At 72.7% G+C, this 12,329-nt stretch carries 7 protein-coding genes and 1 tRNA gene (1 of these 8 cut by a window edge); 1 reads left to right on the forward strand and 7 read right to left on the reverse strand.

Annotated elements, in window-relative coordinates; genetic code table 11:
- Positions 1 to 223 precede the first annotated feature (223 nt).
- Positions 224 to 820, reverse strand: a complete 597-nt coding sequence (locus G9H71_RS00335; protein WP_331272628.1) for an ANTAR domain-containing response regulator — start codon at positions 818 to 820, stop codon at positions 224 to 226.
- A 208-nt stretch (positions 821 to 1,028) separates the two neighbouring features.
- Here G9H71_RS00335 and G9H71_RS00340 point away from each other — a divergent pair.
- Positions 1,029 to 1,105 (forward strand) — tRNA-Leu (locus G9H71_RS00340).
- An 837-nt stretch (positions 1,106 to 1,942) separates the two neighbouring features.
- Here G9H71_RS00340 and pyk read toward each other — a convergent pair.
- The 6 genes from pyk to lgt all read right to left on the reverse strand — a co-directional run.
- Positions 1,943 to 3,406 (reverse strand): pyruvate kinase, encoded by a 1,464-nt coding sequence (pyk, locus tag G9H71_RS00345; protein ID WP_166276254.1) that lies wholly within the window; start codon positions 3,404 to 3,406, stop codon positions 1,943 to 1,945.
- Positions 3,407 to 3,465: 59 nt separating this feature from the next.
- A complete protein-coding gene (locus G9H71_RS00350; protein ID WP_166276257.1) occupies positions 3,466 to 5,301 on the reverse strand; it encodes a S8 family serine peptidase in 1,836 nt (611 codons plus the stop codon).
- A 122-nt stretch (positions 5,302 to 5,423) separates the two neighbouring features.
- On the reverse strand, positions 5,424 to 5,966 hold the full coding sequence (locus G9H71_RS00355) for a type 1 glutamine amidotransferase domain-containing protein (protein ID WP_166276260.1): 543 nt from the start codon (positions 5,964 to 5,966) through the stop codon (positions 5,424 to 5,426).
- 94 nt (positions 5,967 to 6,060) lie between these two features.
- A complete protein-coding gene (locus G9H71_RS00360; RefSeq protein ID WP_166276263.1) occupies positions 6,061 to 7,518 on the reverse strand; it encodes a glutamate synthase subunit beta in 1,458 nt (485 codons plus the stop codon).
- Positions 7,511 to 12,043, reverse strand: coding sequence for a glutamate synthase large subunit (gene gltB / locus G9H71_RS00365; protein ID WP_166276266.1), 4,533 nt, complete (start codon positions 12,041 to 12,043; stop codon positions 7,511 to 7,513). Before gltB ends, G9H71_RS00360 begins: the two co-directional genes overlap by 8 nt.
- A 242-nt stretch (positions 12,044 to 12,285) precedes the next feature.
- Positions 12,286 to 12,329: the 3' end of a prolipoprotein diacylglyceryl transferase gene (gene lgt / locus G9H71_RS00370; RefSeq protein WP_166276269.1), read on the reverse strand. It continues 1,000 nt past the right edge of the window; only the last 44 of its 1,044 coding nucleotides appear in the window; its start codon lies off the right edge, out of view; its stop codon occupies positions 12,286 to 12,288.

Here is a 12,329-nt window from a genome sequence, read left to right on the forward strand (position 1 = left end):
TCGCAGGCCGTCGATCACCGGCGGCGCAGGCAGGTTTGAGCACCCGCGCCGGCGGCTTGTGATCAGTAGTGATACCAGGCCGGTCGGCCGTCCGGGGGTTTACGGCGCGCAATGCAACCGCGCCGTAACGAACGAACGAGAAGCGGCGCCAATACATGTGCTCGAGGCCACCGACCGGCGGGCGGACGGCTGCGGAAACGCCCTGCTCGCCCTCGAAAGGCGGCTAGAGCCCCTCGGGCACCCCGCCCGCGTCGATGACGCCGCGGGCGACCTCGCGCATGGGGACGCGTCGGTCCATCGCGGTCTTCTGCAGCCAGCGGAAGGCCTCGGGCTCGGTGATCGAGAGCTGGGTCTGGAGCAGGCCCTTCGCCCGGTCGACGATCTTGCGCGTCTCCAGCCGCTCGTTCAGGTCCGTGACCTCGGTCTCGAGCGCGACCGTCTCGGCGTAGCGGGCGACCGCCATCTCGATGGCGGGAAGCAGGTCGGCGCGGCCGAACGGCTTCACGACGTACGCCATCGCCCCGGCGTCGCGGGCACGCTCGACGAGCTCGCGCTGGCTGAACGCCGTGAGGACGACGACGGGGGCGAGGCGCTGCTCGCCGATGCGGGCGGCGGCGCTGATGCCGTCGAGGCGGGGCATCTTGACGTCGAGGACGACGAGGTCCGGGCGCAGGCTCTCGGCCAGCCGGACGGCCTCTTCGCCGTCACCGGCCTCGCCGACGACGTCCCAGCCCTCCTCCTCCAGCATCTCCCGGAGGTCGAGGCGGATCAACGCCTCGTCCTCGGCGATGACGACGCGGCGCGGGTCGGGCGGGGCCACGGGGATCCCTTCGGACGACGGTGCTGTGCAGCGCAAAGGCTAGCGGTGTCCTGGGGGTACGGCCGACGGGGCTGTCACAACCGCCCGCACGGGTCATCCCTGGCGTCAGCGCAGGTGTCGCCGCAGCTGGCACGCGGGAGGCGGTCGGCGGAGTCGAGGGAGGCGCGGGGGCGGGGCCCCGCGCACACTAGGCTGCATCCCGCTGCCGGCCCCGGTAGCCCAATCGGCAGAGGCGATGGTCTCAAACACCATTCAGTGTGGGTTCGAGTCCCACCCGGGGCACCAGACCGCTGGGCGCCGCTGCGCCCTGCGCTGACTCGCGGCCCCGTCCGCTCCCTCGTCGTCGGTCGTGCGCCGCTGTCTCGTGTGCGGCAGGAGGCTCGGGAACCTGGGTGGGGCGGGCGTCCCGCCAGCGTCGGGCGTGGCGCATCGGCCGGCTCCCCGGCGGCGGGTCTGACGTCGCGTCGGCCCCGGCCGCCATCGGAACCGCGCCGCCACCGAGACCGCGCCGCCACCAGGACGGCGGCGTCAACGGGACCAAGCCTCACCCGCGTAGCGGTGGACAGCGCTTCCCCGAGCATGCGGCGCCCGCCGCGGCGTACACGACACCCGACGCCGCGTGCCGACGCTGGTGCCTTGCACCTCCCAGCACCGCGATGCACCCCGGGCCAGAGGTGCGAAGCGGTGCTGCGGGGAGCGAAGCCGGCACGCACGACGTTGCGCACGTCCGGGAGGCGCGGCTGTCTCGACCTACTGCCCGGCGCCGCTCCGCCGTCGCGTCCCCTCACCTCGCTCAGGCGCGCATCGCGATCGGCCGGCGGAACAGGGAAGCGGTCGGGCTACCCGGGCCGCGGACCGCGCCTGCCGACAGCACCCGGAGGGCGCAGCCCCAGCCGAAGCAGGCGCCCCTGCGAAGACATCGTTCGGCACTCCCCCACGCCGCGGGTGAGGAGCCGGGCGGCCGGAGCGAGCTGGTCGCTGGTGGGACACCCTGCGCGGGCCGGTGACCGCCCGAGGCGAGGTCGGAGCGTCGGCTCTCTCGTGGGCGCCGCGCAACGACGACGGGCCGGCGACGTCGAAGGACGTCGCCGGCCCGTTCAGCGCTCGGGGGGCGGGTGCGGCTCAGGCGCCGCCCGTCTCCAGCGGGTCGCCGTAGGCCGGAGCGGCCTTCTGCACCGCGTCGCCGATGCGGTGGACCCGGAGCGCGTTGATCGAGCCGGGGATGCCGGGCGGGGCGCCCGCGACGACCACGACCAGGTCGCCCTGCTGGCACATGCCGGTCTCCAGCAGCGTCCGGTCGACCTGCAGCACCATCTGGTCGGTGTGCTGGACCATCGGCGAGAGGAAGGTCTCCACGCCCCACGAGAGCGAGAGCTGGCGCTGGGTCTCGGGGATCGGCGTGAAGGCGAGCAGCGGCACCGAGTGGCGCAGCCGCGAGACGCGGCGGGCGGAGTCGCCGCTCGTGGTGAAGGTGACGAGGTACTTAGCGCCCAACTGCTCGGCCACCTCGGCGGCCGCGCGGGTGATGGCGCCGCTCTTGGTGTGCGGGCGGGTGCCGAGCGGGCGGATCTCGTCAATGCCGTCGCGCTCGACCGCCGCGACGATGCGGGCCATGGTGGCGACCGTCTCGAGCGCGTACTTGCCGACGCTCGTCTCGCCGCTGAGCATGACCGCGTCGGCGCCGTCGAGGACGGCGTTCGCGACGTCGCTGGTCTCGGCGCGCGTCGGGCGCGAGGCCGAGATCATCGACTCGAGCATCTGCGTCGCGACGATGACCGGCTTGGCCGAGCGACGGGCCAGGTCGACCGCACGCTTCTGCACCAGCGGGACCTGCTCGAGCGGCAGCTCGACGCCGAGGTCGCCGCGGGCGACCATGATGCCGTCGAAGGCGTCGACGATGCCCTCGAGCGCCTCGACCGCCTGCGGCTTCTCGACCTTCGCGATGACGGGGAGCCGCACGCCCTCCTCGTCCATGATCTTGTGCACGTCGACGATGTCGCTCGCGTCGCGCACGAAGGACAGCGCGATCATGTCGGCGCGCAGGTGCAGCGCCCAGCGCAGGTCCTGGATGTCCTTCTCGGACAGCGCGGGGACGCTGACGCCGACGCCGGGCAGGTTGATGCCCTTGTTGTTCGAGACGACGCCGCCCTCGACGACGCGCGTCACGACCCGCGGGCCGTCGACACGGACGACCTCGAGCGCCACGCGGCCGTCGTCGACGAGCAGCGGGTCGCCGGGCGACACGTCGCCGGCGAGGCCCTTGTAGGTCGTGGACACGATCTCCTGGGTGCCGGGGATGTCCTCGGTGGTGATCGTGAACTCGTCGCCGGCCGTCAGCACGACCGGGCCCTCGGCGAACGTGCCGGTGCGGATCTTCGGCCCCTGCAGGTCCACGAGGACGGCGATCGGGCGCCCCGTCTCCTCGGCGACCTGACGGACCCAGCGGTAGCGGGCCTCGTGCTCGGCGTAGTCAGCGTGGCTGAGGTTGAAGCGGGCTACGTTCATGCCGGCCTCGACGAGCGCCTTGATGCGCTCGTATCCGTCGACGGATGGGCCCAGCGTACAAACGATCTTTGCGCGGCGCATGGGCCTGAGCCTAGTGAAAGCCTCCGCGGGCCCGACGGGTGCCCCCGCCCCAGCCGCCTTCAGGGGCGCACCTTCCCGCGCCCGAGGCTCACCGCGGCCAGCGCGTCGACGACGCCGTGGCCGTAGAACCCGTTGAACGCCGGCGTGCCCGCGCAGGTCGCGGTGAACTCGGCCGGGCGGCCGACCGGCTCGTACGACACCGTCCGCGGGTCGGGGCACGCGTGCTCGCGGGCGGTGGCGGTGATGACGCGGGCGACCTCCTTCGGGCGCATCCGGAAGTCCCCCACCGTGTCGCCCTTGGCGTACTGGCTCACGACGAGGGCCGCGACGCCCGCCACGTGCGGGCTCGCCATCGAGGTTCCCTGCAGCCAGGCGTACCAGCCGCAGTAGCGGAAGTCCGTGACGCCGGCGGGGCAGCTCTTGACGACGCCGTTCGCCGCTCCGAGCGGGGTGATGTTGCCGGCCTGGTCCACCCAGGGGGTCGGGTTGCCGGCCGTGTCGGTGACGCTCTGCAGGCTGTTGACGGGGTACGTCGACAGGATCTGGTTCTCCGCCGTCCGGTACGCCGGGGTCCCGAGGTAGTCACGGAAGTAGCCGCCCGGCGCCGAGACCGTCACCTGCTCCACGCCGTAGTTCGAGTAGTCCGCCTTGGTCTCGGACGGGCCCAGCGCCGAGACGGCGATGACGTTCGGCCCCTCGGTCGGCAGCGTCACGCAGGTCGCGTTGTCGATCGGCCGGGGGTACGCCGCACCCGGCGGGTAGTCGGGGCTGCTCGCGTCCGGCAACGGGGCGCCGAGGTCCTGGTGCTGGTTGCCCGCCGACGCGACCAGAGTCACCTCGTGGTGGTAGGCGTACTTCAGCGCCCGGTTCATCGCCTTGATGATCGTGTGCTGCTCGGCCTGCGCCGCCGGGCTGTCGGCCGGGTTGCGCTCGCAGTTGTAGAGCCACGGGTCGACGTAGAACGACATGTTGACGACGTCGATGCCGTTGTCGGCGGCGTAGGTGAGCGCGTCGACGACGGGCTGCAGGAAGAAGTAGCCGCTGTCCTGGCCGGCGCGCAGGTTGACCAGGCGTACACCGGGGGCGACGCCGGAGAGGCCGAACCCGTTGGCGGCGGCCGCGATGGTGCCCGCGGTGTGCGTGCCGTGCCCGTCGTCGTCCCAGTCGGCCGGGTCCTTGCACCCGGCGAACTCGCACGGCCCGTCGATGTCGGGCATGTCGGTGGTGAAGTTGCGCGACAGCGCGGCCTCGAAGTTGGGCGCGATGTCCGGCTGGCGCGCGTCCATGCCCGTGTCGATGTCCCCGACGAGCACCCGCGCGTCGCCAGCCTGCACGGACCGGCTGAGGTCGGCCCGGGTCATGCGCAGCCCCCACAGGGACGCGTCGAGCGGGTCGCTGCCCGCCGTCGGCTTCGGGCCCGGGCGCGGCTTGACGTTCGCGCGCGATACCGCGGCTGCGCGGACACGCCCCTCCTGCTCGACGGCGTCACCCGGCCCCGCGACGGCGCGCTTGGCCGGGGCGCGGCCCACGACCCGCTCGACGGCGACACCCTCCACCGCCGAGGAGCGCGCGACCCGCGCCGCGAAGCCCGCCCGGTCCGACGTGACCCGCAACAGGCCGACGGCCGTGTTCGTCGCCGTCACCCGCCCGCCCGCGGCGCGTGCCGCGGCGGCGGCCCGCGAGACGTTCCCGGCGCCGTCGGCCGCGAGCACGTTGTAGGCCACGGTGACGGCGGTCGACGGTGCCGCCGCGGCCACCGCCGGGCTCGCGGCGCCGGAGGCGCTGACCGGCAGGGCCAGCGAGAGGGCCACGAGGCCCGCTGCCGTCGCGGCGGCGGCCCTCCCCCGGCCGTGGCGGCGCTGACGACGGTGCGTGCGTACGGACGGTCGGGCCACGGCGTACCCCCTGCGGCTGCCGGAACTGGTGGCCGCACCCTAGGGCGGAATGCCGCTCTTGCCCAGGGGCAGAACGCACGAAAGGCGCCCTCCGGACGGAGGGCGCCTCGTCGTGCGGCGGGTCAGAAGCGGTCGACGATCTCCTGGCAGAACGCCTTGAGGTCGTCGGGCTTCCGACTGGAGACCAGCGGGCCGGGGCCGTTGGTGTCGACGTGGAGCTCGGTGTCCACCCAGGTCGCGCCCGCGTTGCGCAGGTCGGTCTGCAGGCTCGGCCACGAGGTGAGCGTGCGGCCCTGCAGCCCCCCGGTCTCCACGAGCGTCCACGGGCCGTGGCAGATGACCGCAACGGGCTTGCCGGCGTCGAGGAACGCCTTGGCGAAGGACACGGCCGCGGGGTTGGTGCGCAGCTGGTCGGGGTTCGCGACGCCGCCGGGCAGCACCAGCCCGTCGAACTGCGCCGCGTCGGCCGACTCGAGCGGGACGTCGACGTTGAACGTGTCGGCCTTGTCCAGGTGGTTGAAGGCCTGGACCTTGCCTGCCTCGGGGGCGACCAGCGTGGCCCTCCCGCCGGCGTCCGTGACGGCCTTCCACGGCTCGGTGAGCTCGACCTGCTCGATGCCCTCGCTCGCCACGAGGAAGGCGATGTTCTTTCCCTGGAGCGCCATGAGCGCGTCCTCCTGCGGGTGCTCGACTCCGGTACGGCCGGAGTCCTCCCCGCGGAGGACGCGCTCTAGTCGGCGTGAAACGGACGGCGCTCGGTCAGGCGAGCAGCGGGCGGGCGGTCGGCGGGATCGGCGCCGGCAGCTCGGTGTCACCCTCGCGGAGGTACGCATCCACCCCCGCCGCGCACGAGCGGCCCTCGGCGATCGCCCACACGATGAGCGACTGGCCGCGGCCCGCGTCACCGGCCACGAACACGCCCTCGACCGTGGACGCGTAGGACGCGTCCCGGACGATGTTGCCGCGCCCGTCGAGCTCGACGCCGAGCTGCTCGATCAGGCCGCCCTTCTCCGGGCCCACGAAACCCATGGCGAGCAGCACCAGCTGCGCGGGGATCTCCTGCTCGGAGCCCTCCACCGGCTGGAAGCGGCCGTCGACCATCTGCACCTCGACCGTGCGCAGCGCCGCGACGTTGCCCTGCTCGTCGCCCACGAACTCGGTCGTGTTGATGGCGTAGAGCCGCTCGCCGCCCTCCTCGTGGGCGCTGGAGACGCGGTAGACCATCGGGTAGGTGGGCCACGGCTGGCTGCTCGGGCGCTCCTCGGTCGGGCGCGGCATGATCTCGAACTGCTTGATCGAGCGCGCACCCTGCCGGATCGAGGTGCCCAGGCAGTCGGCGCCGGTGTCGCCGCCGCCGATGATGATGACGTCCTTGCCCTCCGCCGTGATCGGCACCTGGTAGGTCGCGTCGCGGGCGAAGCGGTTGGCGTGCGGCAGGAACTCCATCGCCTGGTGGATGCCGCCCAGCTCGCGCCCGGGGATCGGGAGGTCGCGGGCCGCGGTGGCGCCCACCGCGAGCACGACGGCGTCGTAGCGGGCCCGCAGCTGCTGGCCCGTCACCTCGTGCCCGACGTGAATCCCCGGCCGGAAGCGGGTGCCCTCGGCCTTCATCTGGGCGATGCGCCGGTCGACCTGGCGCTTCTCCATCTTGAACTCGGGGATGCCGTAGCGCAGCAGCCCGCCGATCTCGTCCGCGCGCTCGTAGACCGCGACGGTGTGGCCGGCGCGGGTGAGCTGCTGGGCGGCCGCCAGACCGGCCGGGCCCGACCCGACGACGGCGACGGTCTTGCCCGTCAGCCGCTCCGGCGGCTGCGGCTGGACCCAGCCCTCGGCCCAAGCGCGGTCGATGATCGAGACCTCGACCTGCTTGATGGTCACCGGGTCGTCACCGATGCCGAGCACGCACGCCGCCTCGCACGGCGCGGGGCAGAGCCGCCCGGTGAACTCCGGGAAGTTGTTGGTCGCGTGCAGGCGCTCGATGGCCTCCTGCCAGTCGTCGCGCCAGGACAGGTCGTTCCACTCGGGGATGAGGTTCCCGAGCGGGCAGCCGTTGTGGCAGAACGGGATCCCGCAGTCCATGCAGCGCCCGGCCTGCGCACGCAGGCCCTCGACGCTCATCTCCTCGTAGACCTCGTGCCAGTCACGGATGCGCACGTCGACGGGGCGCCGCTTCGGAAGCTCGCGGCCCGCCTTGAGAAAACCCCTCGGGTCAGCCACGGGAAGCCTCCATCACCACGGTGTCGACGTCGAGGCCCTCGGCGAGGGCCCGGGCGCGCGCCTCGAGGACGCGCTTGTAGTCCCGCGGCATGATCTTGGAGAAGCGTGCCGCGGACGCGTCCCAGTCCGACAGCAGGCGCAGGGCCACCGCCGAGCCGGTCTCCTCCCGGTGCTTGGTCACCAGCAGCCGGAGCAGGTCCACGTCCTCCGCGTCGAGCGGCTCGACGTCGACCATCTCGCGGTTCACCCGGTCCTCGCGCAGGTCGAGGATGTACGCGACACCGCCCGACATGCCCGCGGCGACGTTGCGCCCGGTCGGGCCGAGGATGACCACAGTGCCGCCGGTCATGTACTCGAGCGCGTGGTCGCCCACGCCTTCGACGACCGCCGTCGCGCCGGAGTTGCGCACGGCGAACCGCTCCCCCACGAGGCCGCTGACCAGCACCTCGCCGGCGGTCGCGCCGTAGAGCGAGACGTTGCCGGCGATGGTGTTCTGCTCGGCCGCGAAGGGCGCCGCCGCGTCCGGCCGGACGATGAGCCGGCCGCCGGACAAGCCCTTGCCGAGGTAGTCGTTGGTGTCGCCGAGCAGCCGGATCGTCACGCCGCGCGGCACGAACGCGCCGAGCGAGTTGCCGCCCGAGCCGTTCAGCGTGATCGAGATCGTGTCATCGGGCAGGCCCGCCCCGCCGTAGCGGCGGGTGACCTCGGCGCCGAGCATGGTGCCGACCGTGCGGTTGACGTTGCGCACCGGCAGCGCGAACTCGACCGGCCGTGCGTCCTCGAGCGCGTCGTGGGCCAGCGCGATGAGCTGGTGGTCCAGGGCCTTCTCCAGCCCGTGGTCCTGGCTCGTGACGCAGCGCAGCGCGGTGCCCTCGGGCAGGTCCGGGACGTGCAGCAGCGGCGTGAGGTCCAGGCCCTGCGCCTTCCAGTGCTCGACCGCGGCCGCCGTGTCCAGCACCTCGGCGTGGCCGATGGCCTCCTCGAGCGAGCGGAAGCCGAGCTTGGCCAGCCACTCGCGCACCTCCTCGGCGACGTACTCGAAGAAGGTGACGACGAAGTCCGGGGAGCCGGAGAAGCGCTCGCGCAGCACGGGGTTCTGCGTGGCGATGCCGACCGGGCAGGTGTCCAGGTGGCAGACGCGCATCATGATGCAGCCGGACACGACGAGCGGAGCGGTGGCGAAGCCGTACTCCTCGGCGCCGAGCAGGGCGGCGACGATCACGTCGCGCCCGGTCTTCAGCTGGCCGTCGGCCTGCACGACGATGCGGTCGCGCAGCCCGTTGAGCAGCAGCGTCTGCTGGGTCTCGGCGAGCCCGAGCTCCCACGGGGTGCCCGCGTGCTTGAGGCTCGTGAGCGGGGAGGCGCCGGTGCCGCCGTCGTGCCCGGAGATCAGCACGACGTCCGCGTGGGCCTTGCTCACGCCGGCCGCGACCGTGCCGACGCCGACCTCGGCGACCAGCTTCACGTGAATTCGCGCATTCGAATTCGCATTCTTCAGGTCGTGGATCAGCTGCGCGAGGTCCTCGATGGAGTAGATGTCGTGGTGCGGCGGCGGCGAGATGAGGCCGACGCCTGGCGTCGAGTGCCGGGTGCGGGCCACCCACGGGTAGACCTTGTGGCCGGGCAGCTGGCCGCCCTCGCCGGGCTTGGCACCCTGCGCCATCTTGATCTGGATGTCGTCGGAGTTGACGAGGTACTCGCTCGTCACGCCGAAGCGGCCGCTGGCGACCTGCTTGACCTTGCTGCGCCGCTCCGGGTCGTAGAGGCGGTCCGGGTCCTCGCCGCCCTCACCGGTGTTGGACCGGCCGCCGAGCCGGTTCATGGCGATGGCGAGGGTCTCGTGCGCCTCCTGGCTGATCGAGCCGTAGCTCATCGCGCCGGTGTTGAAGCGCTTGACGATCTCCGACACCGGCTCGACCTCGTCGATCGGCACGGCGGGGCGGACGCCTTCGCGCAGGGTGAAGAGGCCGCGCAGCGTCATCAGCCGCTCGGACTGCTCGTCGACGCGGGAGGTGTACTGCTTGAAGACGTCGAAGCGGCGCGCCCGCGTCGAGTGCTGCAGGCGGAACACGGTCTCCGGGTCGAACAGGTGCGGCTCGCCCTCGCGGCGCCACTGGTACTCGCCGCCGACCTCGAGCTTGCGGTGCAGCGGGAGCGCGCCCGAGGCCGGGTAGGCCGAGCGGTGCCGGCGGGCGACCTCCTCGGAGATCACCTCGAGCCCGATGCCGCCGAGCTTGGACTGCGTGCCGGTGAAGTAGCGGTCGACGAGCTCCTGGGACAGGCCGAGCGCCTCGAACACCTGCGCGCCACGGTAGGACGCGACGGTCGAGATGCCCATCTTGCTCATGACCTTGAGCACGCCCTTGCCGAGCGCCTTCACCAGGTTGCGGACGGCCTTCTCCGGCTCCACGCCGCTGACGACGCCCTCGGCGACCAGGCCCTCGACCGACTCCATGGCGAGGTAGGGGTTGACCGCCGCCGCGCCATAGCCGATGAGCAGCGCGACGTGGTGGACCTCGCGCACGTCGCCGGCCTCGACGATCAGGCCGACCTGCAGCCGGGTCTTCTCCCGGATGAGGTGGTGGTGGATCGCGGAGGTGAGCAGCAGCGACGGGATCGGCGCCAGGTTGGCGTCGGAGTCGCGGTCGGACAGCACGATGAACCGCGCGCCCTGCGCGATCGCCGCGGACGCCTCGGCGCAGAGCTCGTCGAGCCGGGCGGCGAGCGCCTGGCCGTCGCCGTGCGGGTCGTAGAGGCCGCGCAGCACGACGGTGCCCCAGCCGGGCAGGTCGCCGTCGTTGTTGATGTGGACGATCTTGGCCAGCTCGTCGTTGTCGATGACCGGGAACGGCAGCACGACCTGACGGCAGTGCGCCGGCGTCGCGTCGAGCGCGTTGAGCTCCGGGCCCACAGTGGACGACAGCGAGGTGACGAGCTCCTCGCGGATCGCGTCCAGCGGCGGGTTGGTCACCTGCGCGAAGAGCTGGGTGAAGTAGTCGAAGAGCAGCCGCGGGCGCTCGGACAGGACCGCGATCGGCGTGTCGGTGCCCATCGAGCCGATCGGCTCGGCGCCGGCGCGCGCCATCGGGGCGAGCAGGACGCGCAGCTCCTCCTGCGTGTAGCCGAAGGTGCGCTGGCGACGGCTGACCGAGGCCGCGGTGTGGCTCACGTGCTCGCGGTCGGGCAGGTCCTCGAGCTTGACCAGGCCGGCGTGCAGCCACTCGTCGTACGGCGCGGCCGCCGCGAGCTCGCCCTTGATCTCGTCGTCCTCGATGATCCGGCCGCGCTCGGTGTCGACCAGGAACATGCGCCCCGGCTGCAGCCGGCCCTTGCGCACGACGGTCGCCGGGTCCAGCTCCAGCACGCCGGCCTCGCTGCCGAGCACGACGAGGCCGTCCTCGGTGACCCAGTAGCGCCCAGGGCGCAGGCCGTTGCGGTCCAGGACCGCGCCGACCAGGGTGCCGTCGGTGAAGCAGACGGCGGCCGGGCCGTCCCAGGGCTCCATGATCGAGCCGTGGTACTCGTAGAACGCCCGCCGCGCGGGGTCCATCGAGGTGTCGCCCTCCCACGCCTCTGGGATCATCATCAGCACCGCGTGCGGCAGCGAGCGCCCGCCGAGGTGGAGCAGCTCGAGCACCTCGTCGAAGCTGGCCGAGTCGCTGGCCGCCGGGGTGCAGATCGGCGAGAGCCGGGAGAGGTCGCCGGGGATCTTGTCCGACTCCAGCAGGCTCTCGCGGGCCGCCATCCAGTTGCGGTTGCCGCGCACCGTGTTGATCTCGCCGTTGTGCGCGATCAGGCGGTAGGGGTGCGCGAGCGGCCACGACGGGAACGTGTTCGTGGAGAACCGGGAGTGGACGAGAGCGAGCTCGGTCGCGTAGCGCTCGTCGGACAGGTCCGGGTAGAACGGCTCGAGCTGCGCCGTCGTGAGCATGCCCTTGTAGACGAGGGTCCGGGCCGACAGCGACGGGAAGTAGACGTCCTGCTCGCGCTCGGCGCGCTTGCGCAGGCAGAAGGCCAGCCGGTCCAGCTCGATGCCCTCGGCGCTCGAGCCCTCGGCGGCGGTGACGAAGAGCTGGCGGAACGACGGCATGACCATGCGGGCGGTGTGCCCGAGCAGGTCAGGGGTCACCGGGACCTCGCGCCAGCCGAGGGTGCGCAGGCCCTCCTCGGCGGCGATGGCCTCGATGGCCGCGGCCGTCGCGTCGGCGGCAGCCGGGTCGGCGGGCAGGAACGCCGTGCCGACCGCGTACGTGCCGGCCGCCGGGAGCTCGAAGGGAACCACGGCGCGCAGGAACGCGTCGGGAACCTGCGTGAGGATCCCCGCGCCGTCGCCGCTGTCCGGCTCCGCGCCGGAGGCGCCACGGTGGTCGAGGTTGCGCAGCGCGGTGACCGCGGCCTGCACGATGTCGTGCCCGGCGGATCCGCGCAGCGTCGCGACCATGGCGACACCGCATGCGTCGTGCTCGGACTGCCCGTCGTAGAGCCCCTGAGGTGCCGGGAACGCGGGCGAGGGGAGGGCGGCCATCCGTCGTCTCCTCTGCTGGAAAAGGGGGGCGGGACGACGTTGGCCCAGAGGGTTCACCGGCGGCGACGTACGGGTAGCAGCCGATGTAGAAGCGCAGGTTACATGAGTGTTGCGGGCTGCCTACCGGATTTGTAGTGCCCGCGACACGATGGCGCGACGGCCGAGGTGGGCCGGGATCGCCTGCCCTTCCCCACCACCGTACGCCCCGCGGTCAATCGCGGCGCGGCGCCTCGGCTGTCGGGTCAGTCACCCCGTCGTCGGTCACCCCGTCGTCGGTCACCCCGTC

It is taken from the genome of Motilibacter deserti (assembly GCF_011250635.1).
GTDB lineage: Bacteria > Actinomycetota > Actinomycetes > Motilibacterales > Motilibacteraceae > Motilibacter_A > Motilibacter_A deserti.

What these genes read in the sequence shown, in the direction of transcription:
- pyk (WP_166276254.1), bottom strand. Translation starts at nt 3,406, where the DNA reads ATGCGCCGCGCAAAGATCGTTTGTACGCTGGGCCCATCCGTCGACGGA.
- G9H71_RS00355 (WP_166276260.1), bottom strand. Translation starts at nt 5,966, where the DNA reads ATGGCGCTCCAGGGAAAGAACATCGCCTTCCTCGTGGCGAGCGAGGGC.
- gltB (WP_166276266.1), bottom strand. Translation starts at nt 12,043, where the DNA reads ATGGCCGCCCTCCCCTCGCCCGCGTTCCCGGCACCTCAGGGGCTCTAC.